Consider the following 22,487-nt stretch of genomic DNA (forward strand, 5'->3'; position numbering starts at 1 on the left):
TGGCGACCAGCGCGGTGTTTTGTGTCGCGGATCTTGCTCGGCTGCCTTCCAAGATGACAGTTTTGCCGCAGTGGTCGACTTGTTCTCGCCAGGCGCGTACCACGAATTCGATCGGGTCCTTCGCCCGGGCGGTCGGTTGTTCAAAGTCATTCCGGCGGCAGGCTACCTGCGCGAGCTGCGGCAGGGGCTTTATGCCGGCACGGCCAAGGCTGAATACAGCAACCAACCGGTGCTTGACCGGTTTTTGGCCGCGTATCCTGGTGCGGTCCAGACGCCGCTGACGTATGACTTTCCGGTGACGGCTGCTCAGTTCAGCGATGTCATGAAAATGACCCCGCTGACGTGGCAGGCTGACGCGGCGAAGCGGGCGGCAATGCTTCAGTCGCCGCCGACCAGTATTCACGTGGACGTGTGTTTACTCGAGGCGTCCCGTTAAATGTGAAAACGCTAAGGTTTGGCGCGGTGAAAGCGCTAAATATCAGGCGAGGGCTTGCAAGGTCTAGGCATCGGTGTTAAATTACTCTTAAGCATTTTTATTTCTGGCTTTTATCAGGGCTTGCTTTTGGGAAATTGATAAAAGTTAGCGATGAAAAATTTAACTAACGTACCGTCTCGCCGTGCAGTCACCGAGGTGGTGCGTTTTTTTGTGGAGGTAAGTTAAAATGACCAATCATATTGTGTTGTACCAACCGCTGATCCCGGCCAATACGGGAAACATTGCGCGGACCGCGGCTGCCACCGACAGCGTGCTGGATCTGATCAAACCGCTGGGGTTTTCGGTAGATGACAAGCACCTCAAGCGCGCCGGCCTCGACTACTGGGCCTCGGTGAAGATCGTGTACCACGAGTCGCTTGAGGCGTTCATGGCCACTGTGAAAGCTCCCCAGTATCTTTACCTGGTGTCAAAGTTTGCCGAGCAGACCTATTCCGACGTCGATTACAGCGACGCTGCGGTTGATCACTACTTCATGTTCGGCAAGGAGACGACTGGTCTGCCGGAGCCCTTCATGCGCGCTAATCCGGAAAAGGCGGTCAGGATCCCGATGACGGACAAGGTGCGGGCGTTGAACCTATCTAACTGTGCCGCCTTGGTGATTTATGAGGCCCTGCGCCAGCAAAACTTTGCCGGGCTGGAGCGCAGCCATGTCTATCCGCACGATAAGCTGAAGTAAAGGCGAACGGCGCCGCTTTTTTTCTATTCAAGGCGCCTCGTGTATAATGAGGCTTAGATTCTAAGGAGGCAATTCATGGCGCAGCGGCGGACGAGCAGCAAGCGAAAATCACCAACCAAGCGTAAGCCCCGCACCCGTAAAGTCGACCACACACTCAACTGGGTCGGTTGCGGGCTGTTTGTGGTGGCCGCGTTGGCGTTCTTTAAACTCGGCATTATCGGGACGTTTCTGGCCAACTGTTTTCGGTTGGTGATTGGGGATGCGTACCTTGTCGGGGCGGCACTGGTGGTGCTTTATGGCGCTTGGCTGATTGTTTCCGGCAAGGCGCTGCGGCCGACCGCGCGGCTGAGTTGGGGCGCCGGCTCATCACGCTTGGCGGGTTGGGGGTCATGTCGGGCCGGGCGATGGCGGCCCAAAGTGTCCATGCCCACTTTTTCCTTGCAACGTGGCGGCTGTTGCAAGGGGATTTTGCCTTGCAAGCAACCACCTCGCGAGTCGGCGGGGGATTGATTGGCGCCGGTTTGCTCAATCTTTTTGCGCCGCTGCTGGCAGAAATTGGCGCGATGATTTTATTCTGGGTGCTCATCTTGATCGGCGTCGCCGCACTGGCCGGCGTTAAACCAGCGCAAGTGTTTGCGGCGGGGCACTGGTTGGCCGCCAAGCTCAGCGAAGCAGTCGCCGGCTTGCGCAACCAGTTCGACCAAGGCCGAGACCTTCGCACCGCCAAGCACACCGCCAAGAAAGAAGCGACTGAGGCGGCATCCAAGCCGGCTCACATGAATGCCGCAACTGAGCCTGCACCTCAATCGAGCACTGAGCCCGCCAAAGACTTGCCCAAGCCGGTGGCCGAGCGGCAGCAAGAAATCAAAATCAATGTGCCTCATTCGGAAGCCGCGCAAACAGAGCTGTTGGCTGATGAAAAAGCAAAGCGGCAGACGCCGAGCAGCCGCTGGACACCAGCGCAAGCGCTGGCGACGATTACGTACTGCCGGCGATGAGCTTACTGACGCCGATTCCGGCGACTGACCAGTCAGCCGAGACCGCCAAAATCCGCAAGAACTCGGTCAAGCTCAGTGAGACGCTGCAGTCGTTTGGCGTTGACGTGACCGTGAAGCAGGCCACACTGTCCGAGCATTACCCAATACGAGATTCAACCTGCGACTGGCGTCAAGGTTTCCAAAATCACCAACCTGGCCGATGATTTAGCGCTGGCGCTGGCCGCCAAGGATATCCGCATTGAGGCGCCAATCCCTGGCAAATCACTGATTGGTATTGAAGTGCCAAACCAGCAGGTGGCCACGGTCGGGTTCCGTGAAGTGCTTGAAAAAAAACGCCGGCCCATCCAGGGAAGCCGCTGGTGATTCCTTTGGGCAAGGACGTGGATGGGCACGTCAAGACCTTTGATCTGACTAAGATGCCGCATCTGCTGATTGCAGGGGCGACCGGTTCGGGGAAATCGGTCATGATCAATGTGATCATCACGAGCATCTTGATGACCACCAAGCCCGACCAAGTGCGGCTCATGCTGATCGATCCCAAAAAAAAGTGGAGCTGTCGGTTTATGACGGGGTGCCGCACTTGCTCACCCCAGTGGTGACCGAGGCCAAAAAGGCGCCATCAGCCTGAACAAAGTGGTCAAGGAGATGGAAAACCGGTACGAGCGGTTTGCCGCCGCAGGGGTTCGCAACATCGGGGAGTACAACCAAAAGGCCAAGGCGGAACATGATCCTGACGTGCCGCATTTGCCGCTCATTGTGGTGATCGTGGACGAGCTGTCAGATTTGATGATGGTCGCCGGCAGCGAGGTGGAAACAGCGCTGGTGCGGTTGGGCCAGATGGCCCGGGCCGCCGGAATCCATGTGATCATTGCCACGCAGCGGCCCAGTGTCGATGTCATCACCGGCCTGATCAAAGCCAACTTTCCTTCCCGCTTGGCGTTTGCGGTTTCGTCAGGGGTTGATTCCCGGACGATTCTGGACATGAATGGCGCCGAAAAGTTGCTTGGCCGTGGGGACATGCTTTTTGCCCCAATTGATGCGGCTAAGCCGATGCGGATCCAAGGGGCTTACATTTCTTCCGAAGATGTGGAAGCGGTCGTTAAATCGATCACCGATCAGGTGGCACCGGAGTATGTCGAGGACATGACCCCGAGCGATGAGCCCGAGGAAGCGGCTGCCGGTGACTCGGAAGACGAGCTGTATGACGAGGCCAAGGCGTTTGTGATTCAGCAGCAAACCGCGTCAACCTCACTGCTGCAGCGCCGTTTTCGGATCGGTTACAACCGGGCGGCGCGGTTGATCGATGACCTTGAGGCAAACCATATTGTGGGGCCGAGCGAAGGCAGCAAACCACGCAAGGTGTTTGTCCAACCGGGACAATCACAGGACGAAAGTTAAGGAGTTTTTATGCGAATTCAATTAACTGATGGTGTATTTCTGAATGTGCTTTCAACCAAACAGTTCAAAACCACCCGGGTCGCCGTGCACTTCATCGCGCCTGCCAAGGCGGAGACGTTTGCGGCCCGCACCCTGTTGACCTCCGTGCTGGAAACCAGCTCGGCCCGGTATCCAACTCAAGCTGCCTTGTCCGCTGCTTTGGAAGCCATGTTCGGGGCTAGTTTCGGCATCGGGGTGGCCAAGGACGGCACGATGCACCGGGTGACTGCGACCTTGAACCTGGTGGCGGACCAACTCGCCCAAGTGCCACTGCTTGCCCAAGGGTTCGCGCTGCTTCACGAGGTGCTGCTCAGGCCGTTATTGGTGGCGGGCCAGTTTGACCGGACCGTGTTTGACCGCGAAAGGAAAAACCTGGCTGCGTATTTGGGCAGCTTGGATGAAGACCGCCAGCTGCAGGCCAGCTTGGCAACGCTGCGGCTGTACTTTGAGGGCAACGGTGCGCAAGCCACGCCTAGTTTCGGGACCACTGCGCAGCTTGAGCGGCTGACCCAGGCGGACTTGATGCACACGTATCAGGCGATGATCCGCCATGATCAGATTGAGATCGTGGTCGTCGGTGATGTCACCGAAGAGCAGGTGCGGCCACTAGCTGAGCAGCTTGGGTTCAGTGCCCGGCCGCAGCCGAGTTTCGCACTGAGTTATCGGCAAGCCGAGGCGCCGGTGCGGCAGCAGACGGTCAAGGCGCACGTGAACCAAGCCAAGCTGAACTTGGCTTATACGGCGCCCAGTGATTTGTATGGCCGTCAGTATTATGCGAACGTGGTGATGAACGAATTATTTGGCGGCTCGCCGTTGTCTCTTCTCTTCACGAATGTGCGCGAAAAGGCTAGCTTAGCGTATTACGCCAGCTCTGCATTTAATCCTTTCCGGCAGTTTGTGATGGTGCAGACTGGCATCGATGGCGCTCAACGCGAGCAGGTTCAGTCGTTGATCACGGCGCAGTTGGCAAATTTGGCGAGTGGCGAGTTTTCGGCGGCCTTGCTTGCACAAATCAAGGAAGGGCTGCTTAACGCGCGGCAGGCCGCTTATGATTCGCCGCGCTTTTTGGCGCGGCAGGAGCTGCTTCAGGCGTTGGTCCCCACTCACCAGCCCGGCTATGCGGCTTATGCGGCGGCGATCACCGCGGTGACCAAGCAGGAAGTCATGGCGGCAGCTGCGGCATTGCGGCTGCAGGCCGTGTACTGCTTGGACGAACAGGAGGCGGAGTGATGGAAACGGCGATGGCAAAAAAAGTATTATCCCACGGTTGGGGAAACGTTGGTCACGAAGACCTTGGCGAATGGTCTCCGCGTGCTGTTGGTCCCAAAGCCGGCCTATCACCAAACCTACGCGATGTTTGCCGTCAACTACGGGGGCATCGACGTGCGTTACCAGCCAGCTGGCGTCAGTGAAATGGTGGAAGACCCAGAGGGCATCGCGCACTTTCTTGAACACAAGTTGTTTGAGAAGGAGGATCACGACGCGTTTGACCTGTTTGGCCAAACCGGCGCGTCGGCTAACGCGTTCACCGGCGCCACCAGCACCGCGTATCTGTTTTCGACGTCCACCAAGCTGAGCCAGAACCTCAAGACGCTGCTTGACTTTGTGCAGATGCCCTATTTCTCTGATAAGACGGTGGCTAAAGAACGCGGCATTATTGGTCAGGAGATCCAAATGTATCAAGATGACCCTGGCTGGTTGCTTTACTACGGCATCATCGGCAACTTGTACCCGGGTCACCCGGTTGCCCGTGACGTGACTGGGACCATTGACTCTATCGCCAAGATCACGCCGGAACGGTTATACCAGCCTACCGGACATTTTATCAGCCCAGCAATATGACGTTGACTCTGGTCGGTAGTTTTAACGCGGCGGCGATCATGGCCCAAATCGCCGATGATCAGGCCCAAAAAAAACTTTTGCGCCCAGCACCCCAATCGTGCGCGGGGTCGGCTTTGATGGGGACCTGGCGACGATTCTGCCTTATCGAGCAGCCGATTTGCCGGTGATCCGGCCGAAAAGCGCGATTGGGATCAAAGGGCAAGTGGATGTCCAAGCTGATCTCGAAGGGACCAAGTACAAGTTGGCGATCGAGGTGCTGCTGGAAATGGTTTTCGGCGACTCGTCACCGCTTTATCAGCAGTGGTATGACGAGGGGCTGGTGGACGACTCCTTTGCCGCGGACTATATTGCCGGGCGCACGTTTAACTACGCCACGATCTCTGGGGATGCAGACGACCCTTCCGCAATGTCGGATGCCGTCGCGGCGGTGATCGCCCGCGGTGCCGATCAGCCGGCACTCACGGCCGAGCGGTTTGAACGGATCCTGCAGGCGGCGCTGGGCAAGTACTACATGTCCCTGAATTCCCTGGAACAGACCGCCAATCAGTTGTCCTCTCAGAGCTTCACCGGGTTGAACGCGTTTGAGGTGGTCGATGCGTTGAAGTCATTGACACTAGAAGACGTAAAAGCTGCCGCCGTAAGCTTCTTCGATGTTGACGCAGTGTCCGTCTTTCACGTGCGGCCGGAGGCGAAAGCATGAGCTTTGCGTTGATTATTGGCGCCAGCGGGGATATTGGCGGCGCTTGTGCCAAGCGCTTGGCCGCACAGGCTGGTCGCTCTACCTGCATTACGATCAGCATGAGCGGCCCGTCACAGCACTACTGGAAGAGCTGACTGCTGCCTATCCCAAGCAGGATTTTCTGAAAGTCCAGTATGATTTTACTGATGAGACCCATTTAGACCGGCTCACCAGCCAGCTTTTTGGGGTCGATGCGGTGGTTTTTGCCGCGGGGATGACCTACTACCACTTGTTTCAAGAAACGACTGTGGGTGAGTTGAGCACGCTGATGAAAGTCCATCTGCTGACCCCGATGGTTTTATTGACGAAGTTGCAGGCCAAACTCGCGGTTTCCGGGCGCGGTCGCGTCGTCTTTATCGGCTCCGTGTATGGCGCGGCCGGGTCGGCCATGGAAGTGGCATACAGTACGGTCAAAGGCGCGCAGTCGGCGTTTGCCAAGGCGTACGCGCAAGAGGTCGCAAGCTTGGCATCACGGTCAACGTGGTCGCGCCCGGGGCCGTTGCGACCAAGATGAATGCGATGTTTGATGACGCCACGCTGGCAGCAGTGCGGGCTGAGATCCCGGCAGGCCGGTTTGCAGAACCTGCAGACATCAGCTTTTACGTCGCCAGCTTGTGTGCCCCAGACGCAGCCTACCTGACGGGCCAAACGCTATACGTGACGGGCGGTTGGCTGCGCTAGCAACGCAACTATTTCTTAATTCATGTAGCAGTTTATTCATGCTATACTGAAAACAGTCAATAATAAACTAGCGGGTGAAGAAAACAAATGGACGAAATTGGGCAAAAACTGCGTACCGCCAGAATTGAAAAGGGGTATACCCTTGATGACCTTCAACAGATCACAAAGATTCAAAAGCGTTATTTGATTGCGATTGAAGAGGGTAATTTTGACGCGCTTCCAGGCGATTTCTACGTCCGGGCTTTTATCAAGCAGTACGCCGAGACGGTCGGGCTGGACGCTGATGCGCTGCTGACACAATTTCAGCAAGATATTCCGGACACGCAGCCGCAGGAGTACGTCGAACAATCAGTTGAAAATCGGACTCGCAGCGAGCGGTCGGCGGAAAATTCACCGGTCAACAAGCTGCGGCAGCACGCCTGGCCGATTGCCATCGCCGCGCTTGCCATCGTGATCATCGTCGGGGTTTACTTAGTGATGTGGCACAACTCAAGCTCTCAGCCTAAAGAGACGATTCCGACCAATGACAACGTCTCCGTTTCCAGCAGTAAAAAGACTTCGAGTCGTAAGAAGACCTCCAGCAGCAGTCAAAAAGCCAGTTCGAGCAGTTCTTCCTCTAAGAATGCGGCTTCGAGCAGCAAAAAGACGAAGAAATCAAGTAAGAAACATAGTGGGCTGAAAATTGCGGTGACTGACGTTTCCACCACTCGGCAAACCGCAACGGTGACTAACCTGCCTGCCACGGGCAACAAGCTCAAGGTGGCCGCGACTGATGCCGCCGCCTGGGTCGCGGTGTATGTCAACAACGCGGTGACCTGGCAGGGGACGGTTCAGCCGGGCAGTGAGCACACGGTTGACTTGCCAGACGGCACCACGAATTTTGCCGTTAACTCTGGTAACATGCCTAAAACAACAATCTCGCTGAACAGCAAGAAGGTCGACTTGGGGACCACGACCACGAGTGTCGTGCGGACCGTGACCTTCTCTGCGGCGGCTGCCAGTTCGTCAGAAAGTGGGAACGCACAGTGAATTTACCAAACAAATTAACGATGCTGCGGATCATTTTAATCCCGGTTTTCACGATTCTCTTGGTCCTGGGTTGGCCGGCTGGCAGCTTTGCAGTGGGCAGTGGGAGCATTTCATGGTCCTACCTCTTGGCAACCATCATCTTCATCGCGGCCACGCTCACCGACTTGGCCGATGGCAAAATTGCCCGGGCTCGGCACTTGGTGACCAATTTCGGTAAGTTTGCCGATCCGCTGGCGGATAAGCTGTTGGTGATGACGGCGTTTATTTTCCTTACGGCGGCTGGTATTATCCCAGCCTGGGGCACAGCGGTCATCTTGTGGCGGGAGCTGGCAGTGACCGGCCTCCGGCTGCTGTTGTCCAACGAAGGCGAAGTGCTTGCTGCGGCCTGGCCGGGCAAGATCAAGACGGTGACGCAGGATCTGGCGATTATCTGCTTGTTCCTGAACAATTTTGGCATGAGTTTTCCTTTGGGCCTGATCCTGTTCTACCTGGCGGTGATTTTCACGCTGTACTCAGGCATTGAATATTTCTACAAAAATCGTGGGGTGTTTGCTGATTCGTTTGGCAAATAACCCGAGGCCCGCAGGTAGCTGCGGGTTTTTGTTGTCTGGACGGAAAGGAAGAGTTGCATGAACGCAGAATTGATCGCAGTCGGGACGGAAATGCTGTTGGGCCAGATCACCAATACCAATGGGGCGTTTCTGGCTAAGCAGCTGAGTGATTTGGGCATCGACAGTCTCAACCAGCAGGTCGTTGGCGACAATTCGGCGCGTCTGGACGCTGCCATTGCGCTAGCTGAAAGCCGTGCCGACTTGATTTTTGTGCTGGGTGGATTGGGTCCGACCCCGGATGATTTGTCCAAGCAGACGTTGGCCAAACACTTGGGCGTTGAGCTCGTGACAGACGAACCCGCCATGGCCAAACTCAAGGCATTCGCGACGCAGCAGCATCACCAGATGACGGCAAACAACCTGCTGCAGGCGATGTACCCAGCAGGGGCCACAGTGCTGCCGAACGCGGTGGGGCTGGCCGTTGGGGCAATGCTCGATGTTCAAGGCAGGGCTTACGTGTTACTGCCGGGCCCGCCGCGCGAGTTTGAACCGATGGTGCTCAATGCGCTGGTGCCGGCGCTGCTGAAACGGCTGGGGCACGGCGAGGTGTTGGTGTCGCGAGTGCTGCGCTTCTTCGGCATTGGTGAATCACAGTTGGTGACCGAGCTTGACGATCTGATTGCGCAGCAAACTAATCCGACCCTGGCCACGTACATTAAGCCTTACGAAGTGACCTTGCGGCTGACCGCCAAGGCAGGGTCAGAAGCGGCGGCTGAAGCGCTGCTGGACCCGTTGGAACGTGAGGTGCAAAAACGTCTCGGCCAATACTTTTATGGGTACGGCGATAATAACAGCCTGGCTGCTGAAGTGGTCGCCGCCCTGGGCCGCACCCACACGGTGGTCACGGCAGCCGAGAGCTTGACTGCCGGCGCCTTGCAAGCCGCCTTGGCTGATGTCCCTGGCGTGTCTGACTGGTTTAAAGGCGGGTTTGTGACATACTCGAATCAGACCAAGGCGGCATTCTTGCACCTTGACCAGAAGCAAATCGATGCGGCGGGAGCGGTCAGTGAGCAGACGGCGAAAGCGATGGCTGAAGGCGCACTCAAGCAGGCCGGCGCCGATGTGGCCCTCAGTTTGACCGGTGTGGCCGGCCCTGGCCCTAACCAAGGGGTGGAGGCCGGAACCGTATGGATCGGGCTGGCTGCAAGCGGTCAGCCGACCAGTGCGTCGGTGCATCATTTTCCGGGAAATCGCGCCGCCGTTCGCGGCCGAGCGGTCAAAGCGGCATTATTTATCTTGCTGCGTTTTCTGCAAGGCCGTGAAAAGCACGTCTAAAATAGCGCTTAAAACTTTTCTTCAGGCGGGTCTGCCACGTTGGCAAACCCGCTTTTGCGTAGGCTTGACGCGGTTTCATCAAGTTGACACCAAAAGCGGCAACCGCTACAATCAAGATTGTGTCAAATTGTATAAATTAATAGCATCGTGAAACTTTTTGATGATGCGGAGGTGAAAAGATGAGCTCAGGAATTTTGCTCTCAGTGATCCTCGCCGTCATCGCTTTAGTGCTCGGATTGTTGATCGGCAATTGGCTTCAGAAACGGAGCCATGCGCATACTTTGGATCAAGCACATGACAGTGCTGCAGGAATCATTGAGAACGCGAAGAAAGAAGCCGAGACGCTCAAAAAAAGAACGATTGGTCTCGGCACGTGAGAAAGCCCACCAGTACCAAACTCAGGTGGAAGCCGAGCTTAAGGATCGGCGCAGTGAGGTCCAGCAGTCAGAACATCAGGTGTTGCAGCGTGAAGAGGCGCTCGATCGCCGTGATGATACACTTGACCAGAAGGAAAAGAGCCTGACGGAGCGTGAAAATGACTTAAACGCCCGCCAGCAGCAATTGGAAGCTAAAAAAAGAAGACATTACCGCCACTATTACGAAACAACAGCAGGAGTTGGAACGCATCGCCGGCCTGACCAAGGCGCAGGCGAAGGACCAGGTCCTCACTGAAACCAAGGCTGAACTGGCGCATGAACGCGCCATGTTGATCAAAGAAAGTGAAGATGAGGCAAAGGAGACGGCGGACCGTACGGCCAAGTCGCTCATTGCCGATGCCATCCAGCGCAGTGCCTCTGACGTGGTCGCCGAAACAACGGTCACAACGGTCACGCTGCCTAATGACGATATGAAGGGGCGGATCATCGGCCGCGAGGGTCGTAACATTCGGACTTTGGAAACGTTGACGGGCATCGATCTGATCATCGATGACACGCCGGAAGCCGTCGTGCTTTCGGGGTTTGATCCGATTCGACGCGAAATCGCAAGGATGGCGCTTGAAAAACTGATTCAGGACGGTCGCATTCACCCGGCGCGCATTGAGGAAATGGTCGATAAAGCGCGCAAGGAAATGGACCAACGCATTCGTGAAATCGGGGAACAGGCAATTTTTGATGTCGGGATCCACAACATGCATCCCGATTTGATCAAGATCTTGGGCCGCTTACACTTTCGGACCAGTTACGGGCAGAACGTCCTGGATCATTCGATCCAGGTGGCCAAACTGGCTGGGATCATGGCGGCAGAACTCGGCGAAGATGTTAACTTAGCGAGACGCGCAGGATTGCTCCATGATATTGGTAAGGCTCAGGACCGCGAAGTAGGTGGTTCGCATGTCGAGATTGGCGTGGAGCTTGCCACCAAGTACAAGGAACCGGAAGTGGTGATCAACACGATCGCGTCTCATCATGGCGATGTGGCGCCGACGTCGGTCATTGCGGTGTTAGTTGCCGCGGCCGATGCGATTTCAGCCGCCCGCCCAGGGGCCCGTTCGGAATCGCTGGAGAATTATCTCCACCGGTTGGAGAAACTGGAGCAATCGCCAACTCGTTCAAAGGGGTGGCGCAGTCGTACGCGATTCAGGCTGGACGCGAGGTGCGCGTGATTGTGCAACCGGATCAGTTGTCCGATGAGCAATCAGTTGTTCTCGCCCGGGACATTCGCAATCGGATCGAAAAAGAACTCGAGTACCCTGCCACATTAAGGTGACCGTGATCCGCGAAAAGCGGACTGTGGAATACGCCAAATGAGGCTTACAAAAGCGGATCGTCATCCTTGGGGTGGCGGTCCGCTTTTCTGCTATCAGTTGACGCTGACCCGTGAATTGGATTATCATTTCGTACAGTCACTTGGGGCGCCTGGTGCAATCCGGACGTCGATAAGGAGAGAATAATGACACGGAAGAAAAAAAGCGTCACTGATCGGTATGTTGATCACTTTAGGCATCGTGTACGGCGACATTGGGACCTCACCCCTGTACGTCATGAACGCGATTATCGCAGATGCGGGCTCGGTCGGCGCCTTGACCCCGGACTACATCATTGGGTCGGTGTCGCTGATTTTTTGGACGTTGATGATCCTCACCACGATCAAGTATGTGGTGCTGGCGATGCAGGCTGACAACAATGGTGAAGGCGGGATTTTCGCTCTGTACGCGTTGGTCCGGCGCCGCGGTGCGTGGCTCGCGATTCCTGCGCTGATTGGGGGGGCTGCGCTGCTGGCGGACGGGACGCTGACCCCGGCGGTCACGGTCACCACGGCCCTTGAAGGCTTGAAAAATCAGCGCTTCGGCAGCTTTGTGTTCAGCAACTCGCAGCTCGTTGTGCTGGTGATCACCAGCGTGGTTTTGCTGACGCTATTCATGATTCAGCGGTTTGGGACCGCCAAACTTGGCAATGCCTTCGGGCCGATCATGTTGGTTTGGTTTGTTTTCCTGGGCTTGGCCGGGGTGACGCATATGACGGGTCACCTGGAGATCCTGAAAGCGCTGAATCCGGTTTACGCGGTTCGCATTCTTTTTTTCGCTTGCCAATAAGGTCGGGATTTTTCTGTTAGGCAGCATTTTCCTGGCGACGACTGGGGCCGAGGCGTTGTACTCGGACATGGGTCACGTTGGCAAGTACAATATTTACGCGACATGGCCATTCGTGTATGTCTGCCTGATGCTGAATTACTTTGGCCAAGGCGCTTGGCTGATTGGCCATTATCAGGACGCTGCGTTTTCGGGCATGACGACTCTTAACCCGTTTTACACAATGCTGAACAGCGGACTGCGGCCGTTTGCCATTGTGCTGGCCACTTTGGCCGCGATCATCGCGTCTCAGGCTTTGATCACGGGTTCCTACACGTTGGTGCACGAAGCCGTGGGCCTGAAGTTCCTGCCGCGCATGGCGATCAAGCACCCGTCGACCGAACGCAGTCAGATTTACATTTCTTTTGTGAACTGGTTCTTGTGCTTGGTGACCCTGAGCGTGGTCTGGTTCTTCCGGACCTCTAAGGCGATGGAGGCCGCATACGGACTGGCGATCACCATCACGATGCTGATGACGACCATCCTGTTGTTCGAGTTCCTGTCCATGAAGATCAGGCGGCTTTACGCGGGCCTGATCGCCGGGTTCTTTGGCCTGATCGAAACGGTTTTTCTGATCGCTAGCATGGTCAAATTCCTGCACGGTGGGTATATCACGTTATTCATCATGTTGCTGATCCTGACGCTGATGGCCGTGTGGTACTTCGGCAATAAGATTCGGGAGCACTATCAGGACGAAAGCGAGTACGTGGTGCTGACTGATTACGTCGATCAGCTGACCGAGTTGTCTGCGGACGACTCAATCCCGACTTACACGACGAACCTCGTCTACATGACCAAGGTCAAGGAAGGCTACCGGCTAAAACGGTCCACGCTTTATTCAATCTTGGACAAGCGGCCTAAGCGCGCCAAGGTCTACTGGTTTGTGACCGTCAACGAGACGGACAAACCGGTTGAAATGCGTTACACGGTTGACATGCTGCACACGCGTAATGTGATCTCTGTCCAAATCTACTTAGGGTTCCGCATGTCGCAGCACGTGAATGTCTACATTCGAAAGATCATCAATGACTTGCTGAACGCGAAGGTGATCGACCCGCAGACGCCGAAGTACACGACCGTCAAGAATCGTAACGTCGGCGACTTCAAGTTTGTCATTATTCGCGAGCAGGCGCAGAATTTACTGACCACCGAGAACATTCCTGGGTGGCAGCGCAGCCTGATTGGCGGCCGATTGTGGCTGCAGAACATCACGACGAGCCCAGCCAACTGGTACGGCCTCGAATTTGCCAACGTGGTGGAGGAAACCGTGCCGCTGTTCATCAGCGTGCCAAGGACCGTGGCCTTTTCTAAGCATCAGATCATGAATGCCAAAGCAATGCGGTTGAAGGCCGTCGACCGGGTCAAAAACAGTCCGATTCAGACGCAGACAGAGATCATCAACTCCAAAGATGATCCAAGCCCAACCGCTGACGATAAAGACGATCAGTAAGCAAAAATCCCAGGCGACCGCCTGGGATTTTACTGTGTCACGGGAATCAGGGATGGAATCAAGTGACCGCTTTGCGGGGTCACTTTGCCCGCCGTCAAATCGAGAATACTGCGGCTGACGGCTGCCGCCTCACCGGCGGGCACGTTGACCTTCAGCGTGACGACGACCTGATAATCACTGGCAGAGATGGCTAGGCTTTGCTCAGCCAGAAAGTGGGTCACGCGGTCGAGCAGGGCGTAGGGCACACTGAGTGTCAGCTGGCGCATCATGCGGCGTTGACTAATGCCTGCTTGCTGAACCGCGGCGGTGATGCTGCCCGCATAGGCGCGGATCAGCCCACCGGCGCCGAGCTTAATCCCGCCGAAATAGCGCGTCGTGACGGCGACGACATCATGGAGTCCCATTTCTTGCAGTGTGTGCAGCATCGGCACGCCGGCAGTCCCTGCCGGCTCGCCGGCGTCGCTTGCCCGCTGAATGTGGTCATCATCGCCTAGCAGATATACCGGGACGTGATGATTGGCCTTAGGATGGGCCGTCTGGATACGCGCGATGAACGCTTTGGCTTCGTCTTCACTGGCGACTGGGGCGACGGCGCAGATGAAGCGCGATTTTTTTAATGACCTTTTCAGCCTGACCGGGTTTGGTCAGTGTGTAATAAGTGGCTGCCATGGCGTAATCTCCTTTGAGGTGAAACCAATGATACCAACCGGAATGCAGCTGAGCGATGAAGAAGTCAGCGCAGCGGCGGTAACTGAGTCAAGTTTAGCACAGGCCGAGGTCGGACCAGGGATTGTTGAAGGAGTTTGCCAGCGCTGCCGGCAGCGCGCTTGGTCAGTCTGCCGGATGGACGTCAGTATTGTCGGGCCTGCATCGGTTTGGGCCGAATCACCAGCACCACCCGGCTTTGGCGCTTTCCCAGCAGTGCTAGTGAAGGTGGCCGGTTGACTTGGACGGGCACGCTGACGCCCCCTCAAGCGGCCGCCGCGCAGGCCGCCATCGCTTCCGTGGCCACTGGCCGCGATCACCTGCTGTGGGCGGTGACTGGGCCGGCAAGACGGAGATGCTGTTTCCGCTGATTGCGCATGAGCTGGGACTGAATCATCGGGTAGCAGTCGTCACCCCGCGCATTGACGTGGTCCTGGAACTGGCACCGCGGCTTCAGGCGGCGTTTGCAGGGACGAGCATGGCAGTGCAGTATGGCGGCACCCCTTGGCCTGAGGCACCGACTTCGCTGTTGGTCGCCACCACGCACCAACTGTTACGCTATTATCACCATTTTGATCTAGTCATTGTCGATGAGGTGGATGCTTTTCCGTTCAGTCAAACGCCAATGCTGGCAGCTGCGGTGGCGCAAGCAAACCGTGGCCCCACGGTTTATTTAAGTGCAACGCCACCGCGGCGTTTAAAAAGGGCGGCCAGGCGTGGGCAGATGGGGGTCAGTTTTTTTGGTGCGGCGGTTTCACGGGTTCCCGTTGCCAGTGCCAAAACTGGTCGTAGCCCCGCTGAAGCAGGTACCGACGAAACTCTCAAACGCGGTTTTGGCCCTGCTGAGGGTTGGCACTCAAGGCCGGCAGTGCCTCCTGTTTGTCCCCCGAATCGAATGGCTTGGGCCGCTGGCCCAGGCGCTGAGTCAGGCCGGCTACTCGGTTGAGACGGCCCACGCGGCAGATCCCGACCGGGTGGCGAAAGTTCAACAGTTTCGCGATGGGACCTTCACTGTCCTGGTGACAACCACGATCTTGGAACGCGGGGTCACTATTCCGCGTTGCAGTGTGCTTGTCTTGGCCGCAGATGACCGGCAGTTTGGCGCCAGCGGCTTGATTCAGATGGCAGGGCGCGCCGGGCGCAGTCAGGCCAGTCCCGACGACCCGGTTTGGTTTGTCGGCCGCCACATGACCTTAGCCATGCTGGTTGCGCGGCATGAGATCCAGGTGATAAACGGGCGAAAGCATGAGGTGCCTATTGTGCAATCAGCCACTACGAGACGACCAGCCGCTGGCCCGGCTGCTCAGTGGCCAGACAACGCGGCTGCCCGCGCTTTGCCGGCGGTGTTTGGCTCAGTTTGAGTTGATCGACCAGCAGGATGCGTGCCCTGGCTGCGGCCGCGGCAGCTCATCAACGCTTTGTCAGGACTGTCAGCGGTGGGCGGCGCAGGGGGAAACGCTGCTGCACCATCGCGCCTGGTTTCGCTACACCGCGCCGATGAAAGCATTTATTCAGCAGTACAAGGGCCTAGGCGACTACCGTCTGCACTCGGCGTTTGCGGATGTCTTGCAACTGGCTTCTCGAAACCAGGCGTTAGTGCCGATCCCCAGTGAGCCCGGGCACTACGCTCGGCGCGGGTTTGATCCGGTGCTGGGCTTGTTTGGTCACTTGCCTTTGGCCTTGTGGCTCACTAAGGGGGAGACGGCAGTCCCTCAGGCGCAAAAGACGCGCGCCGAGCGCCTGGTCACCGCGCAAAGTTTTACGGCTCATCTGCCGGCAGTGGTGCCACCGCGGATTGTCCTGCTAGATGATTTGTACACGACCGGGCGGACGTTGTATCACGCGAAGGCGGCCCTGCGCGCTGCGGGGTATCAAGGCGAAGTGATCAGCCGCTCGCTGATCAGATAAATATTTGTTTCACCGCGGTCAGTTCGATATAATAAAGTCGAAGGGTGAAAGGGCTTTACCAGCTCATTTACCTGTGTGCAACGAGTTGCACGGATGAAAGGGGAGAAGTTTTATGCTCACATACAACGTTCGTGGCGAAAACATCGAAGTCACTGATGCCATTCGCAGTTATGTTGAGAAGCGGATCAGCAAGCTGAACAAGTTCTTCGAAAGTTCAGTCGAGGCGATCGCGCACGTCAACTTGAAGGTTTATCAGGATAAAACCGCCAAGGTCGAAGTGACCATCCCATTGTCTTATTTGACTTTGCGGGCTGAGGAAACCAGTCCGGATCTGTACGCCAGCGTCGATTTGGTCACTGATAAGCTGGAGCGTCAGGTGCGTAAGTACAAGACCAAGATCAACCGCAAGTCGCGTGAAAAGGGCTTTGCACCAATCGATGTGGCACCGGAAGGCACACCAGCACCAACTAGTACCGATGACAACGAGGACGATTTGTCCGTCGTTCGGACCAAGCGGGTATCGCTGAAGCCGATGGATTCGCAGGAAGCCATTTTGCAGATGGACATGTTGGGGCATAACTTCTTCATCTTTGAGGATGCCGATACTAACGGCACCAGTATCGTCTACAAGCGCCGCGATGGGCGTTACGGCCTGATTGAAACTGACGAGTAAACGTCAGTAGGACGCGCCGCAGATCTTTAAGATCTGCGGTTTTTTTGGCTAAACGTGTAAAGACCCAGGAACAATGATAGAATAACTTAGATACTGTCAGAAGTATGCAAAGTTGGATGACAGGAGAGGATTACTGAATGGCAAACGTATTAAAATCTTGGGTCGAAAGCGATAAACGCGAAGTCAACCGTCTCGGAAAAATTGCCGATCAGGTGATGGCTTATGAGGATGAGTATGCTGCGCTGAGCGATGAGGACCTGCAAGCGAAAACCCCTGAGTTAAAAGCCCGGCTAGAGCAGGGCGAGACCCTTGACGATATCTTGCCGGAAGCGTTTGCGACTGCCCGTGAAGGCGCCAAACGCGTTTTGGGTCTGTTCCCGTTTCGGGTTCAAATCATTGGTGGGATCACCCTTCACGAAGCAATATTGCCGAAATGAAAACCGGTGAAGGGAAAACCCTGACGGCCACGATGCCTGTCTACTTAAACGCGTTAGCCGGCAAAGGCGTTCACGTTGTCACCGTCAACGAGTACTTGTCCGGCCGTGATGCCACTGAAATGGGCGAGCTCTATAACTGGCTTGGTCTGACCGTTGGCCTCAACACCCACGACTTGTCGTCTGAGGAGAAACAGGCGGCGTACAACGCCGACATCACTTACTCGACGAACAGTGAACTGGGGTTTGACTATTTGCGTGACAACATGGTTGTCTACAAGCAGCAGATGGTTCAGCGGCCGCTGAACTACGCCATTGTCGATGAAGTTGACTCGATTTTGATTGATGAAGCGCGGACGCCGCTGATCATCTCTGGCGGGGCGGAAAAGTCGACGGGGCTGTACATTCGCGCGGACCGGTTTGTGAAGACCCTCAAAGAAGAGGACGATTACAAGATCGATTGGCCGACGAAAACCGTTGCGCTGACTGAAAACGGCATTCGCAAGGCGGAAAAGATCTTCGGGTTGAAGAACCTCTACGACACTGAAAACACCGCCCTGACTCACCATTTGGATCAGGCGCTGCGGGCTAACTACATCATGCTCAAGGATATCGACTACATGGTCCAAGATGGCGAAGTGCTGATCGTTGACCAGTTCACCGGCCGGGCTATGGAAGGCCGGCGTTTCTCCGACGGCCTGCACCAGGCAATCGAGGCCAAGGAAGGCGTCGAGATCCAGGACGAAAATGCGACCATGGCCACGATCACGTATCAGAACTTCTTCCGGATGTACAACAAGCTGGCCGGCATGACCGGGACGGCGAAAACCGAAGAGGAAGAATTCCGTGAGATCTACAACATGGAAGTCATTTCGATTCCGACTAACAAGCCGGTCATCCGGGTGGATTCACCCGACATTCTGTACCCGACTTTGGATGCGAAGTTCAAGCGGTGACTCGGGATATTAAGGCTCGTCACGCCAAGGGCCAGCCGATCCTGGTCGGGACGGTGGCCATCGAATCTTCCGAGCGGCTGTCCAAGCTGCTGGATGAAGAAGGCATTCCGCACAGCGTCTTGAACGCGAAGAACCATGCCAAGGAAGCCGAGATCATCATGAACGCGGGCCAGCGCGGTGCGGTCACGATCGCGACCAACATGGCCGGGCGGGGGACCGATATCAAGCTCGGCCCTGGCGTCACGGCCGTTGGCGGGCTGGCAGTTATCGGGACAGAGCGGCACGAGAGCCGCCGGATCGATAACCAGCTGCGTGGCCGCTCTGGGCGGCAAGGCGATCCTGGCGCGACCCAGTTTTATCTGTCGCTTGAGGATGACCTGATGAAGCGGTTCGGCTCGGAACGAATCAAGCAGATGCTTGACCGCTTTAAGTTGGATGACGATGAGCAGGTGATCCGCAGTCGAATGATCTCGCGCTCCGTTGAATCTGCGCAAAAGCGCGTTGAAGGGAACAACTACGATACGCGTAAAAATACCCTGCAGTACGATGACGTCATGCGCGAACAGCGTGAGGTCATTTACAAACAGCGGCAGCAGGTGATCAACGAAGATGAGACCCTCAAACCGGTGCTGATGGCCATGATCGATCGCTGCATCACGCGCATGGTGCAGGCGCACACCCAAGGCGAGAAGGCCGAATGGGAACTCGACAAGATTTACGATTACGTGACGACAAACATGGTCACGGATGAAGACTTCAAGAAGAGCGACCTGGCTAAGCGCTCAAGCGATGAGATCATCAAGACCCTTGAGCAGTTGGCTGAGGACAACTACACCAGCAAACTGAACCAGCTTGGCGACAAAGCCCAAATGTTGGAGTTTGAAAAAGTCGTGATCCTGCGCGTGGTCGACAGCTTGTGGACAGAGCATATCGATGCGCTTGATCAGCTGCGGCAAAGTGTTGGCCTGCGCGGCTACGGGCAGATGAACCCGCTGGTCGAGTACCAGGAAGAAGCGTACCGGATGTTTGAGGAAATGATTGGCAACATGGACGACGGGGTCACCCGCCTGTTCATGAAGGCACAGATTCGTCAGAACATTCGTCGTTGATCAAGACGCCAGGGCAGACAGTAGTCGCCTTGGCGTTTTTGACGAAATCACGGATCGGGAAAGGAACGACACGATGGAAATCGCTGAAATACGCACCACGCTCGCTGAAATGCGGGCCAAAATAAATCACTTTAGGGGGTCGCTTTGACCTCGATGCCTTGAACGAACGCATCGCTGAAAACGAGGGGCGGATGGCCGAACCAGGATTTTGGGACGACCAGGAGGCCGCACAAAAACTGATCGATCAAAACAATCAGCTGAAGGTCAAACACGACAACTTCATTGCGTTGCAAAGTAAACTCGATGATCTCGACGTGGCGTTTGAGCTGCTTCAAGAAGAACCGGACAAAGAACTGCAGCAGGAGCTGGAACACGACATGGCGGCCCTGCAGGACAAGCTCAGCAAGTACGAAATGGCGCTGCTTCTCAATGGTAAATACGACCATAACAATGCCATTATCGAAATTCACCCCGGCGCCGGTGGCACTGAAGCGCAAGATTGGGGCTCAATGCTGACGCGCATGTACGAGCGCTGGGCGGAGCAGAACGGCTACACCGTCGAAGTGGCGGATTATCAGGCCGGCGATGAGGCCGGCATCAAAAGTGTGACGCTGCTGATCAATGGTGAGAACGCTTATGGCATGTTGCGTTCGGAAAAAGGGGTGCACCGGCTGGTCCGCATCTCGCCGTTTGACGCGGCGGGCCGGCGGCACACGAGTTTTGCTTCAGTCGATGTGATGCCTGAGTTGGATGACACGATCGACGTTGACCTGCGGCCGGAAGACATCAAAATGGAGGTCTTCCGCTCCAGCGGGGCCGGTGGTCAGCACATTAACAAGACCTCCAGTGCGGTCCGACTGATCCATATTCCGACGGGCATCGTGACCTCGAGTCAGGCTCAGCGCAGTCAGTTTCAGAACAAGGCGACTGCGATGGCCATGCTGAAAGCCAAACTGTATCAACGTGAACAGGAGAAAAAGGCGGAACAGGCCGCGGCTATCAAGGGCCAGCAAATGGATGTGGCGTTTGGTTCGCAGATCCGTTCCTACGTTTTCCACCCGTACACGATGGTGAAGGATCACCGCACCAACTACTCGACCAGCAACGGTCAGGCGGTGATGGACGGTGCGCTTAACCCGTTTATCTATGCCTATTTGCAGTGGGAACTCGCCAGCGCCAACCCGGCGTAATCAAATGTAATCTGGCTGCAATCAGTCTGACGTATTGCTTTGCTATACTCAGCGATAGTGTTTTAAATAAAGGAGCGAAGTCATGATTCAGATGAAAAACGTGATGAAGCAGTACGACAATGGCGTCATCGCGATCAAGGATTTGAGTTTGACCGTCGACCCGGGGGAATTTTTGTACGTGATCGGACCCAGCGGTGCCGGCAAGTCGACCGTGATCAAGATGCTTTACCACGAATTGAAGCCAACGCATGGCACCATCCAGGTCGGCAATTACGACTTGGCCAAAATGGCGCCCAAGGAAGTGCCGTATTTTCGGCGCGGCATCGGCATTGTCTTTCAGGATTTCAAACTCCTGCCACGGCTGACGGTGTACGAGAATGTCGCCTATGCGATGCAGGTGGTTGAGGCCAAAGAGGCAGACATTAAGCCGCGCGTGCTGCATGTCCTCAAGCTGGTAGGCCTGGAGCAAAAAAAATTCGGCGGTTCCCTAATGAGTTGTCCGGCGGCGAACAGCAGCGGGTCTCCATTGCCCGGGCCATCGTGAACGCGCCTGACGTCGTGATCGCCGATGAACCGACGGGCAATCTGGATCCGGATACCTCAGAAGGCATCATGGACATTTTAGAGAAGATCAACTCGGAAGGTACCACTGTGATCATGGCGACGCATAACCGCGAAATCGTCAACGAGCGGCCGCACCGTCTGCTGGAAATTGCCGGCGGCCGGCTGGTCCGGGACGAGCAAGGAGGCAGCTACAGCGATGAAAACTAATATCTTTATGCGTCACGTGAAGGACTCACTCAAGAGCCTGAAGCGTAACGGCTGGATGTCAGTGGCTGCAGTGTCCGCCGTGACGGTGACGCTGCTGTTGGTGGGGATCTTTCTGGCCCTACTGATGAACGTGAACCGAGTTTCGACGCAGGTCGAAAACGATGTGCGCGTCCGGGTCTACATTCAAAAAGGAACCAGCAAAAAGCAGCAGGCCAACCTGAAGCAGAACTTGGAAGGGTTAGCCAAGGTGAAGAAAGTCACCTACCGGTCAGCCAGCCAAGAACTGAATTCGATTGTTGGCAGTTACGGCTCGCAATGGGCCATGTTTCGCGGGGATCAAAACCCCTTGAACAATATTTTCATGGTCGATACCGATTCTGCGAAGGACACCATCAGCGTGGCCAAACAGGCGGAAAAAATGCCTCGCGTGTCAGAGGCCACATACGGTGGGACAACGGCCAAAAAGCTTTTCCGGACGGTGGCCACGATTCAGCGGTGGGGTGCCTTCTTTATGATCCTGTTGCTGTTTGTGGCAGTGTTCCTGATTTCGAACACGATTCGCATCACGATTTTGTCGCGCAGTGATGAGATCAAAGTCATGCGGCTGGTCGGGGCGACCAACGCCTATATTCGGTGGCCGTTCCTACTGGAAGGCGCGTGGACGGGGCTTTTCGGCTCGCTATTGCCTATGCTGATCGTCGATTTTGGGTACAGCCTGGTGGCCCGTAACGCGCATTTCACCGAAGCGGCTAATGGTTTCTCGCTGTATCCGAACATGCCGTTTCTACTGTGGCTTGATTTGGGGATGGCCTTGATCGGCGTGATCATTGGCGGCCTTGGCTCAGTGGTCTCGATGCGCCGGTACCTCAAAGCTTGATCAATTAATCCGCTTACAACCGTTTTGCCATGAGGCAGGACGGTTTTTTGGTAGTCCTGGG

12 protein-coding genes and 8 pseudogenes are annotated in these 22,487 nt (G+C 56.0%); 19 read left to right on the forward strand and 1 reads right to left on the reverse strand.

Annotation, left to right across the window (positions count from 1 at the left end; translation table 11 throughout):
• The 12 genes and pseudogenes from JCM13995_RS14820 to JCM13995_RS01245 all read left to right on the forward strand — a co-directional run.
• Window positions 1–436 (forward strand): annotated as a pseudogene (locus JCM13995_RS14820) (class I SAM-dependent methyltransferase); the annotation flags it as partial.
• Between the two features lie 226 nt (window positions 437–662).
• On the forward strand, window positions 663–1,172 hold the full coding sequence (locus JCM13995_RS01195) for a tRNA (cytidine(34)-2'-O)-methyltransferase (RefSeq protein WP_054661674.1): 510 nt from the start codon (window positions 663–665) through the stop codon (window positions 1,170–1,172).
• Window positions 1,173–1,247: 75 nt separating this feature from the next.
• Window positions 1,248–3,568, forward strand: a pseudogene (locus JCM13995_RS17325) (DNA translocase FtsK).
• A 9-nt stretch (window positions 3,569–3,577) separates the two neighbouring features.
• Complete coding sequence (gene yfmF, locus JCM13995_RS01205; RefSeq protein ID WP_054661677.1) at window positions 3,578–4,837, forward strand: EF-P 5-aminopentanol modification-associated protein YfmF; 1,260 nt, start codon at window positions 3,578–3,580, stop codon at window positions 4,835–4,837.
• A gap of 48 nt (window positions 4,838–4,885) precedes the next feature.
• Window positions 4,886–5,449, forward strand: coding sequence for an EF-P 5-aminopentanol modification-associated protein YfmH (gene yfmH / locus JCM13995_RS15380; RefSeq protein ID WP_225350623.1), 564 nt, complete (start codon window positions 4,886–4,888; stop codon window positions 5,447–5,449).
• Window positions 5,450–5,546: 97 nt separating this feature from the next.
• Complete coding sequence (locus tag JCM13995_RS15385) at window positions 5,547–6,149, forward strand: peptidase M16 family protein (protein WP_225350624.1); 603 nt, start codon at window positions 5,547–5,549, stop codon at window positions 6,147–6,149.
• Window positions 6,146–6,869, forward strand: a pseudogene (gene ymfI / locus JCM13995_RS01215) (elongation factor P 5-aminopentanone reductase). The gene JCM13995_RS15385 and the pseudogene ymfI overlap by 4 nt, the downstream one beginning before the upstream one ends.
• Before the next feature lie 87 nt (window positions 6,870–6,956).
• On the forward strand, window positions 6,957–7,898 hold the full coding sequence (locus JCM13995_RS01220; protein ID WP_054661680.1) for a helix-turn-helix domain-containing protein: 942 nt from the start codon (window positions 6,957–6,959) through the stop codon (window positions 7,896–7,898).
• Window positions 7,895–8,470: a CDP-diacylglycerol--glycerol-3-phosphate 3-phosphatidyltransferase gene (gene pgsA, locus JCM13995_RS01225; protein ID WP_054661682.1), complete on the forward strand. Its 576-nt coding sequence runs from the start codon at window positions 7,895–7,897 to the stop codon at window positions 8,468–8,470. The genes JCM13995_RS01220 and pgsA overlap by 4 nt, the downstream gene beginning before the upstream one ends.
• Window positions 8,471–8,527: 57 nt before the next feature.
• Window positions 8,528–9,784: a competence/damage-inducible protein A gene (locus tag JCM13995_RS01230; protein WP_054661685.1), complete on the forward strand. Its 1,257-nt coding sequence runs from the start codon at window positions 8,528–8,530 to the stop codon at window positions 9,782–9,784.
• Between the two features lie 179 nt (window positions 9,785–9,963).
• Window positions 9,964–11,532 (forward strand): annotated as a pseudogene (gene rny / locus JCM13995_RS01240) (ribonuclease Y).
• A gap of 176 nt (window positions 11,533–11,708) precedes the next feature.
• Window positions 11,709–13,635 (forward strand): annotated as a pseudogene (locus JCM13995_RS01245) (KUP/HAK/KT family potassium transporter); the annotation flags it as partial.
• Between the two features lie 197 nt (window positions 13,636–13,832).
• On the opposite strand, the gene JCM13995_RS01250 reads toward JCM13995_RS01245, so the two are convergent.
• Entirely contained in the window at window positions 13,833–14,402 is a 570-nt protein-coding gene (locus JCM13995_RS01250; RefSeq protein WP_225350629.1) for a YigZ family protein, read from the reverse strand.
• A 97-nt stretch (window positions 14,403–14,499) separates the two neighbouring features.
• Between JCM13995_RS01250 and JCM13995_RS01255 the strand changes: the two are divergent.
• The 7 genes and pseudogenes from JCM13995_RS01255 to ftsX all read left to right on the forward strand — a co-directional run.
• Window positions 14,500–15,749, forward strand: a pseudogene (locus JCM13995_RS01255) (helicase-related protein); the annotation flags it as partial.
• A gap of 106 nt (window positions 15,750–15,855) precedes the next feature.
• Entirely contained in the window at window positions 15,856–16,416 is a 561-nt protein-coding gene (locus JCM13995_RS01260; RefSeq protein WP_225350625.1) for a ComF family protein, read from the forward strand.
• Between the two features lie 112 nt (window positions 16,417–16,528).
• Window positions 16,529–17,089: a ribosome hibernation-promoting factor, HPF/YfiA family gene (gene hpf / locus JCM13995_RS01265; RefSeq protein WP_054661691.1), complete on the forward strand. Its 561-nt coding sequence runs from the start codon at window positions 16,529–16,531 to the stop codon at window positions 17,087–17,089.
• A gap of 137 nt (window positions 17,090–17,226) precedes the next feature.
• A pseudogene (gene secA / locus JCM13995_RS01270) lies at window positions 17,227–19,588 on the forward strand (preprotein translocase subunit SecA).
• 73 nt (window positions 19,589–19,661) lie between these two features.
• Window positions 19,662–20,778 (forward strand): peptide chain release factor 2 gene (gene prfB / locus JCM13995_RS01275; RefSeq protein ID WP_156314273.1). Its coding sequence is split into 2 segments (ribosomal slippage): window positions 19,662–19,733 and window positions 19,735–20,778, totalling 1,116 coding nucleotides; the frame shifts between segments, so codons are not numbered across the junction.
• Between the two features lie 82 nt (window positions 20,779–20,860).
• A pseudogene (gene ftsE, locus JCM13995_RS01280) lies at window positions 20,861–21,549 on the forward strand (cell division ATP-binding protein FtsE).
• On the forward strand, window positions 21,539–22,426 hold the full coding sequence (gene ftsX / locus JCM13995_RS01285; RefSeq protein ID WP_054661694.1) for a permease-like cell division protein FtsX: 888 nt from the start codon (window positions 21,539–21,541) through the stop codon (window positions 22,424–22,426). Before ftsE ends, ftsX begins: the two are co-directional and overlap by 11 nt.
• Window positions 22,427–22,487 lie beyond the last annotated feature (61 nt).

Origin of the sequence: Lacticaseibacillus camelliae DSM 22697 = JCM 13995, assembly GCF_001311195.1 — a bacterium.
Classification (GTDB): Bacteria; Bacillota; Bacilli; order Lactobacillales; family Lactobacillaceae; genus Lacticaseibacillus; species Lacticaseibacillus camelliae.